Origin of the sequence: Arthrobacter sp. 2MCAF14, assembly GCF_052115645.1 — a bacterium.
In the GTDB taxonomy this organism is placed as follows: Bacteria; Actinomycetota; Actinomycetes; order Actinomycetales; family Micrococcaceae; genus Arthrobacter.
The window spans coordinates 275,435-296,787 of sequence record NZ_JBFRHB010000001.1; the positions used below are offsets into that span (position 1 = coordinate 275,435).

General features: G+C 64.3%; 20 protein-coding genes. 12 read left to right on the top strand and 8 right to left on the bottom strand.

The features are described from left to right. Positions 1–3 precede the first annotated feature (3 nt). Entirely contained in the window at positions 4–1,089 is a 1,086-nt protein-coding gene (locus tag AB4074_RS01270) for an ADP-ribosylglycohydrolase family protein (RefSeq protein ID WP_441411752.1), read from the bottom strand. A 77-nt stretch (positions 1,090–1,166) separates the two neighbouring features. Here AB4074_RS01270 and AB4074_RS01275 point away from each other — a divergent pair, with 77 nt between their 5' ends. The 6 genes from AB4074_RS01275 (at position 1,167) to AB4074_RS01300 (ending at position 8,788) form a co-directional block, all read left to right on the top strand. Further along, complete coding sequence (locus AB4074_RS01275) at positions 1,167–1,523, top strand: YidH family protein (RefSeq protein WP_437770735.1); 357 nt, start codon at positions 1,167–1,169, stop codon at positions 1,521–1,523. Continuing rightward, positions 1,520–1,870 (top strand): DUF202 domain-containing protein, encoded by a 351-nt coding sequence (locus AB4074_RS01280; protein ID WP_236811668.1) that lies wholly within the window; start codon positions 1,520–1,522, stop codon positions 1,868–1,870. Before AB4074_RS01275 ends, AB4074_RS01280 begins: the two co-directional genes overlap by 4 nt. 142 nt (positions 1,871–2,012) lie before the next feature. Next, positions 2,013–2,939, top strand: a complete 927-nt coding sequence (locus AB4074_RS01285) for an MIP/aquaporin family protein (RefSeq protein WP_441411753.1) — start codon at positions 2,013–2,015, stop codon at positions 2,937–2,939. Positions 2,940–3,029: 90 nt separating this feature from the next. Continuing rightward, positions 3,030–4,217: an exonuclease SbcCD subunit D gene (locus AB4074_RS01290; RefSeq protein WP_441411754.1), complete on the top strand. Its 1,188-nt coding sequence runs from the start codon at positions 3,030–3,032 to the stop codon at positions 4,215–4,217. Then, positions 4,214–7,234: an AAA family ATPase gene (locus AB4074_RS01295; RefSeq protein WP_441411755.1), complete on the top strand. Its 3,021-nt coding sequence runs from the start codon at positions 4,214–4,216 to the stop codon at positions 7,232–7,234. The genes AB4074_RS01290 and AB4074_RS01295 overlap by 4 nt, the downstream gene beginning before the upstream one ends. Positions 7,235–7,354: 120 nt before the next feature. Beyond that, on the top strand, positions 7,355–8,788 hold the full coding sequence (locus AB4074_RS01300) for an MFS transporter (RefSeq protein ID WP_441411756.1): 1,434 nt from the start codon (positions 7,355–7,357) through the stop codon (positions 8,786–8,788). Between the two features lie 128 nt (positions 8,789–8,916). On the opposite strand, the gene AB4074_RS01305 is transcribed toward AB4074_RS01300, so the two are convergent. Further along, positions 8,917–9,651: an IclR family transcriptional regulator gene (locus AB4074_RS01305; RefSeq protein ID WP_441411844.1), complete on the bottom strand. Its 735-nt coding sequence runs from the start codon at positions 9,649–9,651 to the stop codon at positions 8,917–8,919. A gap of 148 nt (positions 9,652–9,799) precedes the next feature. Between AB4074_RS01305 and AB4074_RS01310 the strand changes: the two genes are divergently transcribed. Continuing rightward, positions 9,800–10,336 carry a flavin reductase family protein gene (locus AB4074_RS01310; RefSeq protein WP_441411757.1) on the top strand — a complete coding sequence of 179 codons (537 nt, stop codon included), beginning with the start codon at positions 9,800–9,802 and terminating at the stop codon, positions 10,334–10,336. A gap of 64 nt (positions 10,337–10,400) precedes the next feature. Next, entirely contained in the window at positions 10,401–11,855 is a 1,455-nt protein-coding gene (gene hpaB / locus AB4074_RS01315) for a 4-hydroxyphenylacetate 3-monooxygenase, oxygenase component (protein ID WP_441411758.1), read from the top strand. Positions 11,856–12,599: 744 nt separating this feature from the next. Here hpaB and AB4074_RS01320 read toward each other — a convergent pair. Then, entirely contained in the window at positions 12,600–13,253 is a 654-nt protein-coding gene (locus AB4074_RS01320; RefSeq protein WP_441411845.1) for a phosphoribosyltransferase, read from the bottom strand. Positions 13,254–13,335: 82 nt separating this feature from the next. On the opposite strand from AB4074_RS01320, the gene AB4074_RS01325 reads away from it, so the two are divergent. Beyond that, positions 13,336–13,749, top strand: a complete 414-nt coding sequence (locus tag AB4074_RS01325) for a MarR family transcriptional regulator (protein WP_441411759.1) — start codon at positions 13,336–13,338, stop codon at positions 13,747–13,749. 19 nt (positions 13,750–13,768) lie between these two features. Here the strand turns inward: AB4074_RS01325 and AB4074_RS01330 are convergent, their stop codons facing one another. From AB4074_RS01330 to AB4074_RS01350, 5 genes are all read right to left on the bottom strand, one after another. Continuing rightward, positions 13,769–14,599 carry an alpha/beta fold hydrolase gene (locus AB4074_RS01330; protein WP_441411760.1) on the bottom strand — a complete coding sequence of 277 codons (831 nt, stop codon included), beginning with the start codon at positions 14,597–14,599 and terminating at the stop codon, positions 13,769–13,771. 4 nt (positions 14,600–14,603) lie between these two features. After that, complete coding sequence (locus AB4074_RS01335) at positions 14,604–14,933, bottom strand: biotin/lipoyl-containing protein (RefSeq protein ID WP_234747729.1); 330 nt, start codon at positions 14,931–14,933, stop codon at positions 14,604–14,606. Next, positions 14,926–15,960 (bottom strand): alpha-ketoacid dehydrogenase subunit beta, encoded by a 1,035-nt coding sequence (locus tag AB4074_RS01340; RefSeq protein WP_441411761.1) that lies wholly within the window; start codon positions 15,958–15,960, stop codon positions 14,926–14,928. The genes AB4074_RS01335 and AB4074_RS01340 overlap by 8 nt, the downstream gene beginning before the upstream one ends. After that, a complete protein-coding gene (locus AB4074_RS01345) occupies positions 15,953–16,990 on the bottom strand; it encodes a thiamine pyrophosphate-dependent dehydrogenase E1 component subunit alpha (RefSeq protein WP_441411762.1) in 1,038 nt (345 codons plus the stop codon). Before AB4074_RS01345 ends, AB4074_RS01340 begins: the two co-directional genes overlap by 8 nt. Positions 16,991–17,180: 190 nt before the next feature. Further along, positions 17,181–18,563 (bottom strand): amino acid permease, encoded by a 1,383-nt coding sequence (locus AB4074_RS01350; RefSeq protein ID WP_441411763.1) that lies wholly within the window; start codon positions 18,561–18,563, stop codon positions 17,181–17,183. A gap of 176 nt (positions 18,564–18,739) precedes the next feature. Between AB4074_RS01350 and AB4074_RS01355 the strand changes: the two genes are divergently transcribed. The 3 genes from AB4074_RS01355 (at position 18,740) to nadA (ending at position 21,335) form a co-directional block, all read left to right on the top strand. After that, the gene (locus AB4074_RS01355; protein ID WP_441411764.1) at positions 18,740–19,219 is read left to right on the top strand and encodes an Lrp/AsnC family transcriptional regulator; all 480 of its coding nucleotides are present in this window, start codon (positions 18,740–18,742) and stop codon (positions 19,217–19,219) included. A 101-nt stretch (positions 19,220–19,320) separates the two neighbouring features. Further along, complete coding sequence (locus tag AB4074_RS01360; protein ID WP_113990543.1) at positions 19,321–20,031, top strand: NUDIX hydrolase; 711 nt, start codon at positions 19,321–19,323, stop codon at positions 20,029–20,031. Continuing rightward, positions 20,028–21,335 (top strand): quinolinate synthase NadA, encoded by a 1,308-nt coding sequence (nadA, locus tag AB4074_RS01365; protein ID WP_441411765.1) that lies wholly within the window; start codon positions 20,028–20,030, stop codon positions 21,333–21,335. The genes AB4074_RS01360 and nadA overlap by 4 nt, the downstream gene beginning before the upstream one ends. Positions 21,336–21,353 lie beyond the last annotated feature (18 nt).

The window sequence follows — 21,353 nt, forward strand, 5'->3', positions numbered from 1 at the left end:
TTCCTAGCCGACCGTGACAGCGATAAGCCGCTGCGCCATCCCACGGATGACGTCGGGAGCCTCAAGGGCCACAAGCCAGTCCGAGGGCAGGGCCTCCTCCCCATAAAGGGCCCCGAGGACATTGCCCGCGATCGAAGCGGTGGAGTCACTGTCACCGCTGTGGTTCAGCGCCACCGCAATGGCCTTGCGGAAATGGTCGGCCGGATCACGCTGTTTCTCCGCTGCCGCGCCAGTTGCCAGCACGGCGTAGAGCCCGACGGCGAGTGCCTCCTCCGCGACCCAGCCTTCGCCCAGTTGCGCCGTGAGTTCTTCCGGGCTGAGCAGCGTGCCGGTGAAAGAAAGTTCCAGCGCCTGGCGGAGGCGCTCCAGGAGCTCTGGAGCTGGATCCGGCAGTGCGGACACCACGCTCAAGGCATGCTCAGCCGCAGTCCGTACGTCCGAGCCCGCGGTCAGTTTGTGCACCAGCACGCTGAAGGCACCGGCGCTTTGCCGCGCCGAAGGGTGCCCGTGGGTCAAGCACGCGGCATCGGTGCTCAGCTTGTAGACCGTGGCTTCGGAAATATGCGGGACCAAGCCAAAGGGAGCGGACCGCATGACCGTGCCGCAGCCCTTCGATTCCGGATTGACGGGCCGGAACTTGGTTCCCATCTGGCCCGTGGCGAGTCCGCTCAGGCACGCTTTGCCCGGATGCCTGCGGTGCCGGAGCACCTCCTGGCTGTCGATCCAACGCGGTTGGGGAACGGGGGCCGACGACGGCAAGGCGACGCCCTGGGTCGCGAGCCATCGCAGGTAAGCCAGCCAGAGACATGCAGTTTCATCCGCCGCTACGCCGTCGTTGGCCCACTCGAGGGCTTCCACGAGGCCGTCAACGGTGTACAGCGTCATCTGGGTGTCGTCCGAAAAGTGGCTGCCGCCGTCGAGCTGGCAGAAAGAGCTGAGGCCCGCGGCGCCGAAGCGGGAGCGGATGGTGGCTACGTCATCGAACTCGACTGCGTAGCCGAGCGAATCGCCCAAGGCGCCGCCCAGCAGGCAGCCGTGAACCCGGGACTCGAAGGATGGCACGACGGAGGGGGACGGTTCAGCACTCATAGTGGTAATTTACCGTGGCTGTTTCGTCGGTCTTCACATCGCCGCTGATACGGTGGCTCGTGAACCAGGAGGCAGTGATGCGTGAACCCGCGTGGCGGAAAACCGGGAAGACCCCGGACTACAGATTCTCCCTCGCAAATGAGCGGACTTTCCTTGCGTGGATCCGTACCTCGTTGGCCCTGCTGGCTGGTGCCGTCGCCATCGACCAGCTTGCTCCGAACATTGCGCCCCAGCCCGTGCGCATCGTTTTGTGCGTCGTGCTTTCCATGATCGGCGCGGGCCTCGCGACGCTTGCCTACCGCCGGTGGGCGCAGATGGAGGCTGCCATGCGTAACGAGCAGGCCTTGCCGTTCTCTCGGGTCATGCTGCTCATGACCATCGTGGTTGCTGTGGCAGCCTTCACCTTTGCCGTGTTGATCCTGGTGGCGCGTTGACCATTGACGCCAGGGATCCGGGGCTGCAACCGGAGCGCACCACGCTCGCTTGGCGCCGGACCCTGATTTCGCTTCTGGTGGTGGATCTCTTTATCTGGCGCAGGTGGTTGACGGCCAAGTCCGGCGCGGGGCAACTTCCCACCGGGATACCGGGACTCGACTACCAAGGAATCTGCGCTTTGACGGCCGCGGCTGCCACGATTGTCCTGGGCTGCGTTGTCTGGGTCAGGTCCCACCAGTTGCACCATGGCGCAGAGGAAGCGTCGGCTGCGTTGATGCTTGCAAGCGCTGTGTCCATCATCGCGCTCGCCTGTGCTGCGGTCGCGGCAATAGCGTTGGGCGGCTAGGCTCGGATTCAGGAAGCGTCCAGACTCGGCTGACAGGATGCTGCGGGGCAGGAACGCGGTCCGCCGCGTGGCTTGTTGCCCTGGCTGGAGCATTCGCCTCCGCAAAAGACCACCCGATCTTCGAACTAAGGAATCCCTCGACATGACCACGACTGTGTCCATTCCCTCCTCCCGCGGCCCCCGGCTCCTTGCTCGGGCGTTCGCTGAAGCTCTGGGGACGCTGTTCCTTGTGGTTATTGGCCTGGGCGTGTTGATCTTCATCAATCCCCAGGCGGTTCCGATGCCGGCCTCGCTGGCCAGCGGGCTGACCGTCACTGCTGCGATGCTTGCCTTCGGTTACCTGTCGGGCGGGCACTTCAACCCGGCCATTACGGTTGGTCACCTGGTTGCCGGCCGGATGAAGCTCGTAGATGGGGCCGCGTACCTGGGGGCCCAGATCGTGGGTGGTTTGCTGGGCGCGCTGGCGATTTTCGCGGTCGTGCGAACGGTTCCCGGGATCACCGACAGCCGGACTGTCTTTGACACTGCAACCTCCGGCTTCGGTACGCATTCGAGCTTCCAGGTTCCCGTGACCGGCGTGATGCTCATCGAGGTCCTCGGTGCCGCGCTCCTCGTGGGGGTCTTCCTGGGTGTCACCGCTCGACGCAATCCCAGCAAGCTCGCAGCACCGTTCGCCGTCGGCCTGACGGTTGCAGTCCTGCTACAGCTGGGTCAGTCCACGGGCAACCTTGCCTTCAACCCGGCCCGCGCCACTGCATCCGCCATCTTCAGTTCCAGCTGGGCGGTGGAGCAGCTCTGGCTCTTCTGGGTCGCACCGCTGGTGGGCGCGGCGATCGCAGGCCTCATCTTCCGCGGTTTCGGTGAAACCACCCCAGTTGCCGTGGCTGAGGTCGAGGAGCCGTTGCCGGCCGACGGCTGGGACGAAAAGTCCGACGACGACGCCAAAGCGGCTGTCCCGGAAAGCGCGGAAGAGGTTTCCACGCCCGCTACTGAGCCCGCTGCAACGCCCGCCGAAGTGAAGCCCGACGTCGACCCGGCCCGTGATTTCTTCGACGGCAAGCGGGGCTGACACAGGAATTCAGCTGCCGGGAGGGCCCTGTTACGGCCGGTGCCGCCGCGCCGCGCCAATAATGTCAGTGCCTCCAGTTAGCTTGAAAACATGAAGCTTTTGCACACTTCGGATTGGCATCTGGGACGCTCGTTCCACGGCGTCGGAATGCTCGACGCCCAGCGCAACTTCATCGAGCAATTGCTGGCAGTCATCCGGGAACAGTCGGTGGACGTCGTCCTGATTGCAGGCGACGTCTACGACCGCGCCCTTCCCGGCCTGGATGTCGTGAAGCTTCTCGACGACGCCCTCGTGCGGATCACGGACGCCGGTGCCAAGGTGGTGCTGACCAGCGGCAACCACGATTCCGCGATCCGCCTTGGTTTCGCTTCACGCCTGCTGGAGCGCGGGGGAGTCCATCTGCGGACCCGGGTAGAGGATCTCGATTCCCCTATCCTGTTTCCACTGGACAGCAACCACCGGGCAGCTCAGGCGGGTGCCCCGGTACTTGCCGTCTACGGTATTCCTTACCTTGAACCGAGGCTCGTCGCCGAACGGCTCGGTACACAAACGGCGAGCCACTTTGACGTCACGCAGGCCGCAGTGCAGCTCATCCATGAGGACATTGCCCGGAGAAGCCGGACAGGACAGGTGCACTCCGTTGTACTGGCACATACCTTCGCGAGCGGCGGCATCACTTCGGACAGCGAACGCGATTTGAGCATCGGCGGTTTGGGGGCGGTACCCCTGGATCTCTTCGATGGCTTCGGCTACACGGCCCTTGGACATCTGCACGGGCGACAGGAACTTTCGGAGCACGTCCGGTATTCGGGTTCGCCGCTGGCGTACTCGTTCTCCGAGGCCAAGCATCGCAAGGGTGCGTGGCTGATTGACGTCGGCGTCGACGGTGTGGAGAGCGTCGAGGAAATTCTGTGGAAAGCACCACGGGAGCTGGCGATTCTCCGAGGGAAGCTTGCTGGGATTTTGGAATCTGAGGAATACTCCTGGGCCGAGACTGCGTATTGCCAAGTCACCCTCACGGACTCCGCGCGGCCGGCGCAGGCCATGGAACAGTTGCGTGCCCGGTTCCCGGACACACTGGTGCTGGGCTTTGACCCTGAAGACGCCGCGGGAAAGGTCAAGGCCAGCTACAGCAGCAGGCTTGCAGAAGCCGAGGACGATCTTGGCGTTTGTTGCGGCTTCCTTGACCATGTGCGCGGAAGGCCGGTTGACGAGGCTGAACTTTCCGCCCTTCGAGAAGCCTTGGAAGCGGTCCGGCTGGAAGGGGCAGAGCTGTGAGAGTCCACCGCCTTGAAATTGAGGCTTTCGGGCCGTTTGCCGGGGTTCAGTCGATTGATTTCGATCAGCTGGGAGCCCAGGGCCTGTTCCTCTTGAACGGCGCCACCGGTGCAGGAAAGACCAGTGTGCTCGACGCTATCTGCTTTGCGCTGTATGGCTCGGTACCGGGTGCGCGCCAGGACGGCAAGCGCTTGCGGAGCGACCACGCGGAACCGACTGCGGAGCCGCGGGTTGTCTGCGAATTTTCGGCGCGCGGCAGGCGCTTTGAGGTCACTCGCTCCCCGGTGTGGGACAGACCAAGTGCGCGCGGGCGCAAGGGCTTTACCACCCAGCAGGCCAAAACGCTTCTGCGCGAGCGGGTCAATGGATCGTGGGAAGAAAAGACCTCACGCAACGACGAAGCCGGTATGGAAATCGGTGAAGTCCTGGGGATGGACCGGGAACAATTCACCCGGGTGGTCATGCTTCCTCAGGGAGACTTCGCGGCTTTCCTGCGTTCCAAGGCGTCCGACCGGCTGGATCTCCTGCAGAAGCTCTTCGGAACCCAGCGTTTTGAAGCGATCGAGCAGCAGTTGGCCCTCCAAGCAAACGCCGCGAGCGCAAAAGTGCAGGACAACCAGAACGGACTTCAGTTGCTCGTGCAGCGGGCGGAGTCAGAGTACGCGCAACTGGGTATTGAAGAGGACGCTGACCCGGATCTTGATGACGCAGGATCCAGCGAGTCCACGCCTGAACTCCGGCTCGGGAACCTCGAGGCCCGGGCCCGGACCGAATCTTCGGGGCGGCAGCAAGCTGCCGGCTCTGCCGATGCCTTCCGGCTTCAGCTGGCAGACAAGCTCAACTCCGCCCGGGAACGGGTTCAACGGCACGCAAAGCTCGACGCCGCCATGCGCCGGCACGAAGCCCTCTCCGCACGCGCGGCTGAAGTGCAGGAATTCCGGGAGCGACTTGGACGCCACCGCAAAGCCGCCGTCCTCGGCGGACAGCTCGACGCCGTCGACCGTGCCGCTAAGGCCCTCGACCTGGCGGCCTCGAAGGCGGAATCGGCGACGGCGAAGCTTCTTGCGGCTTCTCTTGACACGAAAGACCCCGGCACCTCGCTGGCCAGTATTCAAGAGACGATGGCTGTCGTGGAGGCCAGGGCCGGGGACGAACAAAAGCTCGAGGACATCACTGCAAGGCTTGATGCCCTCGACCTCGCTGCACGGCAGCGGGAGTCGGCCAAAGCCGCGCGGTCCCTTGCGTTGGCCGGGCTTCGCTCGGAGGCGGTTGCTTTGGAACGGGAGCTGGGCCTGCTGGATGCGGCCGCTTCGGAGCTGCCCCTCCGGGAAAGCGAAGCTGCAGCAGCGCAGAACACCGTCAAGACCGTAGCCCGCTACGCAGGCGCCCTTGATTCCCAGTCCGCGGCGGTGAAGCGCCACGCGTTTGCCCGGGCGCTTTCCCAAGACCTCCGACAACTCTGGCTGGATCTCCGTGAATCCCGCTTGACCAATGCGGCAGCGGAACTCGCCGCCAAACTGCATGACGGCGAAGCATGCCCTGTCTGCGGAAGCGCCGAGCACCCTTCGCTTGCGCCAGCCGGGCTAACCGCCCTGGCCCTTGCCGAGGAAGAGCAATCCGCCCACGAACGCTATGACGAGAGTGAGCATGAACTTCTCCAGGCGGCAGGCGAGCTGGCGTCCGCCGAGCAGGAAGTTGCCGTGCTCGCCGCCCAAGGCGGAGACATCGATCCTCAGGAAGCCGCTTCGGCGGAGGCCTTGGCCAAAGACGCCCTGGCCTCGGCCCGTTCCGCCGTTGACGGGCTCAAACGGGGACAGGCAGACCTCGCCCGCATGACGGAGCGCATTGCCCGCTTGGAGGAAGAACAACTCCGGGAGGACACGGCTGCGGCGCAGGCCGGGTCCACCATGGTCCTGCTGGGGGAACAACGCGAGTCCCTGGACACCTTGCTTCGCGGGCTTCGTGATGGCTTCGACAGGCTGCGCGAGCGGATTGAGGCCCTGGCCAGGCACCGCGAGCTACTGCAGTCCGCTGTGGCTGCAGGCGTGCAGTTGGAACGTGTCCGGGAGGCTTTTGGCGATGCATCCACGGCCTTGGAAAGCGCCCTTTCGGCGAACGGATTCGACACCGCAGAAGCGGCGCGGCTTGAAATCCTCGAGGAGCAGCACGCCGCGAGGCTTGACGAAACCATCAGGGCGGTCGAGACCGAAAGCGCCCGGCTCGCGGAGCTCTTCGAGTCCGAGGAGCTCGTGCTCGCTGCCAAGGAAGTACAGATCGGAGAGGTGCCCATGACCGCGGTCGAGCTCGCCGCCCTCGAACAGGAGGCCGGACAGGCTGGAGAAACGGCCCGCCGCCTGGATCTTGCTGCGGGACTCGCTGCCCGCACCGTGACGAGCCTGGCTGCGATCCGCTCGCAGTACGAAGAAGCCTCGGCCTCCGGGCGCGGCCCCCGTGAACGCGCCCGGGTACTCAACGAGCTTGCTGAAACCGCCAGGGGTGCAGGCGATAACGGCTACAAAATGAGCCTCAACAGCTATGTGCTGGCCGCTCGCCTCGAACAAGTCGCGGCAGCGGCGTCAGAGCGGCTGATCGCCATGAGCGATGGCCGCTACACACTGCAGCACACCGACGCCAAGGCAGCCCGGGGCGCGAAATCCGGTCTGGGCCTGGAAGTCGTGGATGAGTGGACTGGGCAGCGGCGGGACACCGCCACGCTGTCCGGCGGGGAGTCGTTCATGGCTTCGCTCGCGTTGGCCCTGGGGCTCGCGGATGTGGTCCAGCAAGAGGCCGGCGGTGTGGACATCGAAACCTTGTTCGTGGATGAGGGCTTCGGAAGCCTCGACGAGCAATCCCTTGAACAGGTCATGGATGCGCTGGAGGGACTGCGCGACGGCGGCAGGGTAGTCGGGCTGGTCAGCCACGTTGCGGAGATGAAGCAGAGAATCAGCAGCCAGCTGCAAGTAATCAAGAACCGGAACGGCTCCACCGTGCGAATCGTCGACGCCGCGGCAGCCTAAACACGGCGGACACCTAGACACATCGGTCTGCGTTGAGGCGTCCGGTAGACTTGGAGGGTTACACCGGGTCGCGCGCATCGGGAGGAGGGGCGATGCGCATCATTCAGCGAACCCGGAATCATGAACTCCTACCCACAGAACTCCGCGGCGAACACCGCACTCCAGGCTGCCCCTTCATTTCCTTCTGCGTCCCCGTTCGCCGAGTCCCTATCGGCCGCGCCCCGCCGCTCGCGCCTGCCTGGGCGCTTCGCCCGCTTGCCCGAACTCGCAGGCCGCAACTTCCTGCCGCTGGGACTCTTCGCGAGGCTGCCCCTCGCCATGCTGACCGTCGGCACCCTCACCCTTGTCACGGCCGTCAGCCATTCCTACGCCATCGGCGGCCTGGCAGCCGGAGCCGTCGGAATCGGATCGGCCTTGGGTGCACCGGTACTCGGCTCGCTCGCTGACCGCTCAGGCCAGCGCCCTGTCCTGCTGGTAGCCGCGGCTGTCAACGCCGTGACCGTCATCGCATTGCTCGTTGCCGCGTACCTGACTCCCGATTTCAACGCCCCCACGGACGCGATCGCCATTTTGGTGACGGCTTTCCTGGCCGGAGCGAGTTGCCCGCAGGTGGGGCCCATGGCCCGTGTCCGTTGGATGGCCCTGACTACCCGGAACCTGAACACCAGGAATTCGAAGCCCGGAGCCGGCGAGAATGCCGCCGGTCCTGGAAGTGTGGCGTCCAGCCGCGCAGACCTTGATACCGCGTTGTCCTACGAAGGAACCGCGGACGAAGTCACTTTCGTCCTGGGTCCCGCGCTGGTCGGTATTCTCGCGAGCCTCGTAGCCCCTTGGCTTCCGCTCGCACTGGCGGCCGTCCTTACTGCCACGCTCGTGCCGGCTTTCGCGGTGCATCCCTCACAATTGGCTGTGGTGCCGGCAAAGCGCAAGGCAAGCACCGGCGTCGGGAGTGTCTCTACGGAGCAGCAGTCAAGTGTCCGTTCCTTGGCCTGGCTGAAGGTCGCGGTGCCGGTGCTGGCCATGGTCTGCATGGGAACATTCTTTGGTGCGACGCAGAATGCGTTGAGCGCTTTCTCCGCCCAGTTCGCCACGGCGGAAATTGCGGGGCTGATGTATTCCGTCATGGGGCTGAGCTCCGCCGTCGCTGCGCTGTCCGTTGCCTATTGGCCGCGGCGCTTCGGGCTGGCGATCCGTTGGGTGCTCGCCGCTGCCGCGATGACGGCGTTCTCTTTCCTCTTGTTCCTTCCAACCGGGATCTGGCCGATGGTCATTGTTCTTTTGGTGCTCGGAATTCCCGTGGGACCCGTCATGGTGACGGTCTTCAGCATCGGGGGAGTCGTGGCCCCGGCCGGCCGTATGGCAACCGTGATGACCGCCCTGGCGAGCGGCATCGTGGCGGGTACGGCGTTGGGCGCCTACCTTGCCGGCCAGTTGGCCCAAACCCAAGGTCCCGCCGCCGCTTTTGTGGTGTCCACGGCTGCTTCGGGCGCGCTCCTGGTGCTCGGGATCGTCGCAGGACTGGTCCTCCGGCGCAGGCCAAGCACCCAACAATAACGACGCTCGCTCACTTATGGGCCGCTTTTTGGTAACCCTCGCTCAGATCATCTGCAAGAGCGTTCCCGGTTTTGGCCTTAGAAGTGAGCGAGCGTTGGAAGAAGCAGGACGACTGAAACCCGGGGCCCTTACGCCAGTTGGGACTCTATGCGGGCCGCGCTCGCTGCCAGTGCTTCGCCGACGGCGGCCTGGTCCTGTTCGCGGCGGATGTAGACGACGGCGATCGCCGCGGGCCGGCCGCCCGGCACCTGGATGGGGGCGGCCAAAGATGACAAGCCTGCGATGACTTCGTCGTGGCTTGCCGCGTAGCCGAGCCGGCGCGCATCGGTCGCTTCCGGGCGATACGGCAGGCCCGGGGCGCGGGCGGCCCATTCTTCTTCGCTCATGGTGGACTGGATCGCGATTCCAGGTGCCCCGGTGTTCACGGGGTGGCGCGTGCCGGGATGCTGAGCCAGGGTCGCGGCCGAGTGGCGAGGCTCGACCGTGACCAGTGTGACGCAATCCTGATGGTCCCAGACCGCTACGAAGGCCGTCATGTTCAGGGTGTTGGCAAGCTGGGTCAGCTCCGGCAGGGCGGCCGTCTGGAGGTCGCGGGATACGCCCCGGGCCAGCACCGCAAGGCCCGGACCTGGCTGGACGCGCCCGGCGTCGTCGCGCACCAGCAGGGAGTGATCCTCGAGCGTCCGGAGGATCCGGTAGGCCACTGAACGATGGACGCCCAAGGCGCCGGCGAGTTCTGCGATGGTCAGGGGGCGCTCGGCAGCCGCCAGGATTTCCAAGGCTTGGATTCCGCGGGAGAGGGTCTGCGAGGGCGAGACCGTCGCCGTCGTTTCCTGCAGACTTTTCGCGGCGCTGGGAGACATCATGCGCTCCATCCTATGTTGGGGTCTGACGCGGCTGACCCGCCGTCTTGTGCTGTGGCACACAAAAGACTATGGTTCTGTATGAGAATTTGTTGTTCAAATATAGAACAAATTCACACATGGAACAATCTCCAAGCAGGAATCGACGATGATTGCCAAGTCCAGCCAGAACGCGGAGCAGGGACCCCTGGGCCGCACTTCGCGGCCGCGGGCCCATCATTTCCGCGGCAGCCTGGGCCGCTTTGCCACAGGCGTTGCCATCGTGACGTTCGACGGCGTCACCAAGCGGCATGGCATCACCGTCAATTCCTTCACCTCTGTGTCCATGGAACCGCCCCTGGTCCTGGTCAGCATCGCCCGCAACACCAAAGCCCACGACGAGCTCGCCGGGCGCCCCTTCAGCGTCAATATCCTGGGCGCCGAACAGAAGCAGCTCGCCCTGCATTTCTCGGGCCGTCCCGGGCCCGAGCCCCGGTGGGTCGAAGGCGAGACCGCGCCGCGGCTATCCAACGTCCTCGCCTATTTCGAATGCACGCCGTGGGCGGCCTACGACGGCGGAGACCACACCCTCTACCTGGGTGAAGTGGTGGACTTCAACTACCGCAGCGGCGATGCGCTCGCCTTCGCCAACAGCTCCTTCACCACCATCCCGGAAAGCCAATTGGGAATGGAGGATCTTCTGTAGTTGCCGGCGCCCGTCGACGCCGCATCCATATGCCGTTTCAGCTCAACCATCATTGGAGACAACCATGGGAATCCGGACCGGACAGCAGTACCTGGACAAGCTCAACTCGATGAACCCCCACGTCCTGATCGACGGCGAAATGGTCACCGAGAAGATCGCCGACCACCCGTCCTTCAGGAACGTGGCCCGCACGTACGCGAAGCTCTTCGACATGCAGCATGATCCGAAGTATGCGGACGCCCTCACCTACGAGTCCCCGACGACGGGTGACCGGGTAAGTGCCTCGTTCCTGGTACCGCGCAGCAAAGAAGACCTCGAACATCGGCATGCAGCCATCCGCACCTGGGCAGAGTACTCCCTTGGATTCCTGGGCCGCACGGGTGACTACATGAACGGCGCCCTCACGGCGCTCGCAGCCGCGGAAAAATGGTTTGCCCAGGCCGATCCGATGTTCGGCGAAAACATCCGCAAATATTACGAGCATTGCCGCGAGAACGATCTCCTGGCCACGCACACGCTGATCCCGCCGCAGGTCAACCGTTCGGTGTCAGGTTCCGAACAGCTCGGGGGGCAGCTCTCGGCGAGGGTCGTGGAAGAACGCGAAGACGGAATCGTGGTCCACGGCGCGCGCATGCTCGCCACGATCGCGCCAATCGCCGACGAGCTCCTCGTGTTCCCGTCGACGCTCCTGCGCTCGACGCCGGAAGATGCTCCGTATTCCTACGCGTTCGCCCTTCCGAACGATGCGCCCGGCATCCGCTACCTATGCCGGACCTCGCTCTACAACGGCGGAGGCACCCACGACGAACCGCTCGCCAGCCGCTTCGAGGAGATGGACGCCGTCGTCGTTTTCGACCATGTGTTCGTTCCCAACGAGCGCATCTTCATGCTCGGCCATCCCGAACTGTGCAATGCCTTCTACTCCGAGACCGGCGCCGGGGCTCTCATGACCCACCAGGTGGTCACGCGGACTATCGCGAAGAGCGAGTTCTTCCTTGGCCTGGCCTCGGAGATTGCGGCGTCGATCGGGATTGACGGTTTCCAGCACATCCAGGAAGACCTGGCGGAGCTGATCGAAACCGTTGAAATCGGCAAGGCCCTCATGGTGGCGGCGGAAGCCCAGGCGGCTCCAAGCCCGGATGGCGTGTTCTTGCCGCATTGGCCCACCCTGAATGCGGCACGCAACTGGTACCCCAAGGTTGCCCAGCGTTTCCCCGCCATCATCCGGAAGTTCTCGGCCTCCGGCCTCATGGCCCTGCCGGGCGAAGCGGACGTGGCGAGTGAGGCGTTGCCGGACATCGAACTGTACCTGCAGGCGAAGACGCTGACCGGGCCGGAGCGCGTGCGCCTCTTTAAGCTGGCTTTCGATGCCAGCATTTCCGCATTTGCCGGACGCCAGGCCTTGTATGAGTACTTCTTCTTCGGCGACCCCGTCCGCATGGCGGCCGCCCTCGTGAACAGCTACGACCGCGAGCCGGCCCGCGCCCGGGTGCGGGAGTTCCTCGAGCGGAAGGACTGAACCCAGATCGCTGTTTGAATCGTCGAAGGCATTGCGGGCGCAGCGACCGGTGTGCTGATCTTAACGTAGAGACCGATCGCAGCCCGCCGATGAGGGAGACAAATCGAGTGAAATCGGGCCAAGGGATGATGCTGGCGCTATCCGCGATGTTGGGGCTCTCGGCGTGCGAGCCCTCAAACACATCGCCACCAACAGAAGGCTCTGCACCCAAGACGCTCACATTGGCGTCGAACCTCGAGTGTCGCGATGCGTTTGGCACAGACGCGGACCGTGGGCCGGAGTCTTCGGGATCAGACACGCCCCAAGCACTAGGAGTCTCGTCGAGATCTTGGACCGGGAGCCCGGCTGGCTATGCGTGGCCGATCAAGGACAATCTAGGCGGCTTTGCCGTCACCATCGCGGGCATCCAATACGGCGGATGGAAAGCGCCTCTGACCCTGGAGCCGGGTATCGGTGAGCGCGTAGTGAGCATCGAAGGGCCGGACGACGCTGCTCTGATGGTTGTCTCCAGCAAGGATTGGGGAACTAATCCTGCCTTGCAGGAGGGAAACGTAGTTGTCCACCGGTCCTACTCCACCAAAGGGTGCCAAGGCCGCAGAACACAGTTTCCGGGGATGATTCTTGTCCGTGGACCCGCCTGCGTCGTAATAAGGGTCAGCGACCCCGAGGCGGGGGCGACATCTACCGTATCCGTGCCGATGTACGGCGGCGCTTGCAAGTGAGCTAGGTGGCATTGGAAAGGAACTACCCCGCCTGCTCCAAAAGCCGCACCGCGTCGTCGTCGGTCAGTTGTTCGAAGTGCTCGTAGAACGCGCCAACGGCGTGGAACTTGCCGGGCGTGTGCAGGCACATCATGAAATCGCACACGCGGCTGATGGACGCTTGGGCTTCGAGGGATGACACGGGGACGGCGGCCACCACAGTCGCCGCCCCGCCTGCGCGGACGGCCTCGACGGCGGCGCGCATCGTTGCGCCCGTGGCGAGTCCGTCGTCGACAAGAACCACGGTCTTGCCCGTGAGGTCAAAGACGATGCCAGGGTAGGTCTTCACACGCCGCAGTAGTTCTCCCCGCTCGCGTACCTCCACCGCATCAAGGGAAGCCTGGGTGATTCCGTGCCGCAGCATGCGTTCGCCGAGGGGCCGGTTGAGTATGCGGACGATCCTGCCGTTGGACCAGGCCAGGGCGCCGAACGCTGTTTCTTCACGCCCGGGAATGCCGAGTTTACGTACCAGAATGGCGCCGTATGGCTGGTGGAGCTCGACGGCGGCAGCGGCCGACACGGGGACCCCACCGCGGGCGAGGCCCAGCAAGATGGTGTCCGGCCGTTGCCGGAGCTGCGGAAGTCCTGCGGCCACGCGGCGTCCGGCGTCCGCACGGTCCTTGAAGCGCATGCCCATTCGTCTCACTTCCACGTCATCCAGCGCTGAATCAAGCCTACCTTTGTTGCCGGGACCGCTCTGCGCTGCCACGATGGGCCATGTGAACAAGCCCATCGGTTACTGGACCAAACGGCTGGATGCCGCGTTGGAGGCACATCTGGACAGCACCTTGGCGAGGTTGAAACTCAGCCGGAGGCAGTGGCAGGCCCTCAATGTCCTGGCTGAGACACCCCTGAGCCCCGAGGATCTTGACGGAATACTCGGCCCCTTTTGGGGCGGCGACACGCGACGTCGCGAAAGCGAACTTGCCGCGCTCGTAGGCCGTGGCATGATCGTCATGGTGGACGATCGCATCAGCCTCAGCGAACTGGGCCACGCAAAACACACGGAAGCCCAAAGACTCGTTGAAGACTCCCGCCGGGACCTCTCGATGGGGATCGGTATCGACGAATACGCCATGGCCGTCAGCGTGCTGGAGCGCATGACGCTCAATGCGGAGCGGCTGGCCGGCTAACGCCGCCGCTCCGCCACCACTAGACGCCGAGGAACGCCAGTGCAGCGTCCTTGAAAACCCGGCTGGTCACCGCGTTGCTGTGGTTCCGCCCTGGCACGAGCAGCTGTTCAACCATGCCCCCGGCGTGGGAAGCGATCGAAGCGAGCTCCGGCATGGTGACGGCGCGTTCGTCCTTTTCGCCGGCCACCAGGAGCATCGGCATATGGGGCACGGCTTCGGCAGGATCGAATGGTTCCCCCTTGATGGCCTCGATGAGGGACAAGAGCGCAAAGAGATCGTTGCTCGGCAAGAGTTGTGCCATCTTGAGCAACCCTGCGGTGGACTCGTCTTCAATGGGTGTGCCGTCCGCGAGGTAGCGCTGGGCTGCCGCGAGATCGAAGGACGCCAGGGGGTCTTCCTCGTTCGGGCCGCCCAACACCAGCCGGTGCACCAGTTCGGGCTGGGTTGCCCCGAATTCCCAGGCGAGCCGGGAGCCCAAAGAATAGCCGATGACGTCGAGCCCGCTGGTAGGGTCACCGGCGCGCAGAGGGCGCGCACCGGCGTCGGCGACTATCTGGAGAAGGTCCGCGCGGATCCGGCTCGGGGAGTAGGAGTCCAGGTCCTCGGGTGAACTGCTCTGGCCATGCCCTGGAAGGTCCACCGTGATGACGCGCCGGCCTGCGGCTTTGAGGGTGGAAATCCAGCCGGTGTCGCCCCAATTGAGTTTGGTGGACGAGGAGAAACCGTGCAGCAGCAGGACAGGGCGCAACCCGGCGTCGGTGCCTTCGGCGGGCTCATGGACTTCCACGAACAGATGCGGGTCTGTGCCCTCCACCGTGTGGATGTGCTCTTCCGTGTGCCTGCCGCTCATGGTGTCAGTCCTCATCAAGTACAGCGCTCAGGCGGACCCGGCGCTTCGGTGCGTCATCTTTGGGAACGGTGCCCACGATGCCGGCAGTATTGTCCGGCACCTCGAACACCACCAGCGGCTCACCGACGTTGATGGTCTCGCCCGGCGCGCCGTGGATACGGATCACTTTACCCGCCTGCGGGCTCGGCAACTCGAGGGCGGATTTACTCGTTTCCAGCTCCACGAGCGGCTGGTTCCGTTCCACCTGGTCGCCCGGAGAGACGAGCCAGTCCAGCACAGTCGCCTCGATGAGGCCTTCGCCAAGATCGGGCAGGGGGAAGCTGATTTCAGCCACGTCGATACTCCAGTACTCGTTGGATCCCCAGGAGGATGCGGTCAATGTTCGGAATGTATTCGTCCTCCAGGTCGCCGGAGGGATACGGCACGTCGAAGCCGGTGACCCGTTCAACGGGCGCCTTGAGCGTGTCGAAGCAGCTTTGCGTGATGAGTTGGGCCACTTCGGCACCCAGCCCGGAGGTCAGCGGAGCTTCATGCACGACGACGGCGCGCCGCGTCTTTCCGACGGAAGTCGCCAGTGCTTCGGCGTCGATCGGCTTGAGCCAGCGCAGATCAAGGACCTCGACGTCGATTCCGTCTTCCGCTGCGAGTTCGGCAACCTGCAGGCACCGGGCCACCATGGCACCCCAGGCAACGAGGGTCAGGTGGCGACCAGGCCGGACAATGCGGGCGCCGGTGAGGGTACCGCCGTCGGCTGTGTCGACGTCGCCCTTTTGCCAGTACCGGGACTTCGGTTCCATGAAGATCACCGGGTCAGGCCGCGAAGCTGCGTACTTGAGCAGGTGGTAGGCATCGTGCGGGTCCGACGGTGAGACAACCTTGAGCCCTGGAACGTGCGCGAAGAGTGCCTCGAGGCTTTCGCCATGGTGTTCGGGGGCGCGGATGCCGCCGAAGCTGGGGACCCGGAGCGTGATCGGCATCGGCAAAGTGCCGCGGCTGCGGTAGTTCATCCGGGCGATCTGGCACACGATTTGGTTGATGGCGGGATACGCGAAGCCATCGAACTGTACTTCCGGAATCGGGTGGAAGCCGGCCATGGCCAGCCCTACGGACATGCCCAGGATGCCCGATTCTGCGAGCGGCGTGTCAAAGACCCGGGATTCTCCGTGCTTGGCCTGCAGTCCGTCGGTGATACGGAAGACTCCGCCCAATTGGCCGCAGTCCTCGCCGAAGACCACCGTTTTTGGATCGGTGGAGAGGGTCTCGTCCAACGCCCGGTTGAGTGCCTGCTGCATGGAAAGCTTGGCGGACTGGGTCTCGGCCGCTGCCTCGGCTTCAAGGATGGCGGTGGTGCTCTCAGACATGTTCGGACTCCTCGCGCCAACGGGCGGCCTGGTTTTCAAGTGCGGGGGTGGTTTCCTGGAAGACGAAATCGAACATTTCGTTGCCGGGCCGGGGGCCGAGGGCTTCGATTCCGGTGCGGATCGCTTCTTCTTCCGCCCGGGCTGCTTGGTTCGCGGCGGTGAAGAATGCCTCGTCGGCTACGCCTTCGGCCAGCAAACGCTTGCGGAGGCGTTCCAGCGGGTCCTCGCCGGCGTCGATGCGCTCGTCGTCGAGGCTCCTGTAGCGGCCGGGATCGTCGGCGGTGGAATGCGGCCCGCGGCGGTAGGTCATGGCCTCGACCACGACCGGACCGTTCCCTGCGCGGCAGTGGGCGAAGGCGTTGCGGGTGGCCTCGTAGACGGCGACCACATCGTTGCCGTCAACCTGAATGCCCGGGATTCCGTAGCCCGCGGCGCGTGCAGCTACCGAGCCGCCGGCCACCTGCCGTTCGGTGGGCACTGAAATCGCCCAGCCGTTGTTCTGGATGAAGAAGACAACAGGTGCATTCATCACGGCGGCGAAGTTCATGGCTTCGTGGACGTCGCCTTGGGAGGAAGCACCGTCGCCGAAGTAGCTGAGGGCCACTCCGTGTTCGCCGCTCAGGGTCTGGCCGTGGGCCCAGCCGACGGCATGAAGCACCGAGCCTGCCACCACGGCCTGGATGGGCGCGAGGCGGCTTGCCAGTGGATCGTACATTCCGCCGTGCCACGTTGCCTTGTGGGTGGACATGTACGCCACCATGTCCACGCCCATGGTCCGGGCGACGCCCATCTCGCGGTACGTCGGGAAAGCAAAGTCGCGGGCAGTGTCGAGGGCGTAGGCGCTGCCGACCTGGGCGGCTTCCTGGCCGAGTTCCGGAGCGTAGCCGGGGATGATTCCCTGGCGCTGCCAGGCGACGGCCGAGGTATCGAGGTACCGAACGGCAGCCATCAGGGAATAGAGCTCCCTGAGCTGTCCGGGGGACAGGGGCGCGGCGTCGGCTGCGGCCACGACGGGAAGAAGTGAGTCCATGGACGTGACCGTAGTCACTGTTTGGTTCGTAGGCAATCCGCCTATTCGAGGCTGATCAAAATGCCATGGACTGCCAGCTTTCCCGTGGGAACACATAGCAATTTGTGCAAGTTTCCCTCACCCAACTGACTCGCAGTTAATGTCGTTATGAGGGCTCAAAACGACAACAACTGCGAGTCACTTGGGTTCCCTATGCGCTTCGGGCTGACTTGACCTTGGCGCCGATCCTGCAGGCCACGGCGATGCACGCGATCAACAGGAACGTGCCGATGAGCTGGCCCGCGCTCTCGGCATTCGAGAAGCCCACCACGAAGATCAGGGCGAGCAGCACCAGGCCGAATACCGTGAGGAAGGGGAATCCCTTCATGCGAAGCGGCAGTTCGGTTCCTTCGCGGTCGGCGCGGCGGCGCAGGATGAACTGTGACACGAGCGCCGTTCCCCAGACCACGAGGCAAGTGGAGCCTACGAGGTTGAGCAAAGCCGGGAGCACATGGTCGGGGAAGAGGAGTTCCAGGACAGTGGCGATGAAGCCGAAAGCAACGGAAACCCCGACGGCAGCCATGGGCACCTGGGCGCCGCGCAGCCGCGACAGGAAGGCCGGTGCTTCGCCGCGCTCAGACAGGGAGAAGACCATGCGCGAGGCGCCGTAGAGGTTGGCGTTGAGCGCGGAAAGCAGGGCCACGACGGCAACCAGAGTGATGGCCGTGCCGGCTCCCGGGATGCCGGCAAGGTTCAGGACACCGGCGAACGGCGACTTCAGTCCTTCGGAGTCGGAGGGCAGCACTGCTGCAATGACGAAGACGGAACCGATGTAGAAAACCAGGATGCGCCACACCACCGTGCGGATGGCTTTGCCGACGCTGTGTGCAGGGTTCTGCGTCTCCGCAGCGGCCACGCTCACGATTTCGGTGCCGCCGAAGGCAAAAATGACGACGAAGAGCGCCGCTGCAATTCCAGACCAGCCGGACGGTGCAAAGTTGCCGGTCAGGTTTCCGAGGCTGGGGGAAGCCACTCCGGGCAACCAGCCGAACAGCAAGGCCGCCCCGATGACGAGGAAGGCGACAATGGCTGCAACCTTCAGGATGGCGAACCAGAATTCGAACTCACCGAAGTTCCGGACCCCGGCGAGGTTGATCGCGGTAAAGGCCACCATGAACACCAGGGCCAGCGCCCACAGGGGGATGACCGGCCAGACGGAGAACAGTAGCCCTGCTGCGCCGAGTGCCTCCGCGGCGATGACCACTACCAGCTGCAGCCACCACAGCCAGCCGACCGTGGATCCGGCCGTCTTGCCCATGGCCTTTTCCGCGTAGACCGAGAAGGCGCCGCTGTTGGGGTTGGCGGCTGCCATCTCGCCGAGCGCCCACATCACCACGATGATCAGGGTGCCCGCCACAAGGTAGGAGATGAGTACTGCGGGGCCGGCCGCGTGGATTCCGGCACCCGATCCCAGGAAGAGTCCCGCTCCGATCGCGCTGCCCAGGCCCATCATGGTGAGCTGGCGCGGCTTCATCGAATGGCCGAGGCCTTGCGAAGGAATGGCGGGTCGAACAGCGGTGGACTTCGTTGTCATTCGTGTTTGCCTTCTTGTGGATGGTTTGTCAGCTGGTCCTCGTAGGACTTATCGAATTTACCGCGTCCGAAGGGAAGTGGCGAAAAACACTCGTGAGAGGATGGTTACAAGCTGGTGCGACATTTGGGCATGGAGTGCCGATTTGTACAGCTCATGGGCGGAAGTAGGAAAAACTGATGGTTGTCGACGAGTTGGATGCCAAGATTGTCCGATTTTTCACCGACTCCCCGCGGGCGTCTGTCCTTGAGGCATCCAGGGTCTTGAAGGTCGCCCGCGCCACGGTCCAGTCCCGGCTGGACCGGATGGCCGAGCGCGGGGTTGTGGCTCCCTGGGTTCCGCAGCCCGATCCCGCCGGCTTCGGCTATCCGGTGGTCGCCTTCTGCTCCCTGACCATCAACCAGGACAAGGGGCACGACGCGGTCGTCGAAGCCCTCGCCGCGATTCCTGAACTCATTGAGGTCCACACCGTCTCCGGCAGTTCGGATCTCATGGTGCGCGTTGTGGGTAAGTCGAACTCGGACCTGCAACGTGTGCTGGACAAGCTAATCGCCACCAAGACCGTGCTGCGCTCGTCCTCAGTGATCGTGCTGAATACGCATTTCCAGGGCCGCACTTTGCCCCTCCTGGAAGCTGCCGCCAAGGAGAACGCTGGCTGAAACATTTGGACACTGTCCGCTGACAGTCGTACCATTAGTTCTAGTCAATTTGACTATAACTAACTGTCTGGTCCCTACGGCAAAGAAGCGGGGTGAATACCGTGTACGCTACCTCCGCCAATGTCGCAGAGCGCAGGCTCGCACCGCCGTCGTTGGCCATATCAACGGTGATCTTCGCCCTCCGCCCGAGTGAAAGCTCCGGCCGCCCCACGCTGTGGTTGCCGCTCGTGCGCCGCATCCGCGAACCGTTCAAGGACATGTGGGCACTGCCCGGCGGCCCTCTGCAGCACGACGAATCCCTCCAGGATGCCGCGTCACGGAACCTCCGGGAGACCACGGGGCTGGCTCCCCAATACCTCGAGCAGCTCTACGCCTTCGGCGGCTTGCACCGCTCGCCTGCCCAGCGGGTCGTCTCGATTGTCTACTGGGCATTGGTGCAGCCCACGGAAGCCGCCTTGGCCGATGAATCCGAGAACGTCCGTTGGTTCCGGGCAGACCGGCTCGCGGAATTGGCCTTCGATCACAACGCGATTGTGGACTACGCCTTGTGGCGGCTGCGCAACAAGATGGCCTACGGGTCCATCGCTTATCACTTGCTGGGCGAATTCTTCACCCTGGCACAGGTCCGGGAAGTCTACGAGGCTGTCCTGGACCGTCAGCTGGATCCGGCGAACTTCCGCCGGCAAATCAAGGGAACACCGGAAATCGAGGAAACCGGTGAATACCTCCAGGGCGGAAAACACCGCCCTCCCCGCCTCTACCGCTTCACCGGCACGCCCGGACTCGGGCCAGACAACAGGAGTACACCATGAGCAGCGTCAACACAGCTATCCAGCTGATCACGCGGGAAGAAGCCGAAAGCGGCCGTTCCGCGGCCGGCTCAACGTGCAGTCCCGCTCTGGCCAAGGGCCCGTGGGAGTACGACCTTGCTGAAGCCCTCGCCGGCATACCGGCCTACGGTCCCGGAGCGTCCAGCTCCGACGACGCCCCCAAGGCCACGCCCCGCCAAGGCCAGTTGCCCGAAGAGTACAAGCTGGCGGGCGACGCCGAGCTCGACGCCCGGATCCGCGCCGCCAAGGAGACGCTGGGGGACCGGGCCGTCATCCTGGGCCACTTCTACCAGCGTGACGAGGTTGTCCAGTACGCGGATTTCGTGGGTGACTCCTTCCAGCTCGCCAACGCCGCCCTGACCAAGCCCGACGCCGAGGCCATCATCTTCTGCGGCGTGCACTTCATGGCCGAGACTGCCGACATCCTGTCCAGCGAGGACCAGTCCGTGATCCTGCCGAACCTCGCCGCCGGCTGCTCCATGGCGGACATGGCGGACGAGGACTCGGTGGAGGAATGCTGGGAGCAGCTCGAAGAGCTCTTCGGGACCGCCCCCGATTCCGAAGGCCGTGCCCCGGTCATCCCCGTGACCTACATGAACTCCTCGGCGGCACTGAAGGCCTTCTGCGGACGCAACGGCGGCATCGTCTGCACGTCCTCCAACGCCAAGACGGTCCTCGAATGGGCCTTCGAGCGTGGCCAGCGGGTCCTCTTCTTCCCTGACCAGCACCTTGGCCGCAACACCGCCAAGACCCTCGGCGTGCCGCTGGAGCAGATGCCCATGTGGAACCCGCGCAAGGAATTCGGCGGAAACGACGAACAGACCCTGCTGGATTCCCGCGTCATCCTCTGGCACGGCTTCTGCTCCGTCCACAAACGCTTCAACGTGGGCCAGATCGAGAAGGCGCGCACCGAATTCCCTGGCGTGAACGTCATTGTCCACCCCGAGTGCCCCATGGAGGTTGTCGACGCGGCAGACGGCGCGGGCTCCACCGACTTCATAAAGAAGGCCATCGCCGCCGCAACCGAACCCACCACCTTCGCGATCGGCACCGAGATCAACATGGTGAACCGCTTGGCAGCCGAGAACCCTCAGCACACCATCTTCTGCCTCGACCCGGTGATCTGCCCTTGCTCCACGATGTACCGCATCCACCCCGGCTACCTCGCCTGGGTACTCGAGGAACTGGTGGAAGGCCGCGTGGTTAACCGCATCACGGTGGACGACTCGGTCAAGGACAACGCCAAGATCGCCCTCGAACGCATGCTCGCAGCACGGCCGCTCTAGGCCACACCCTGTACCAAC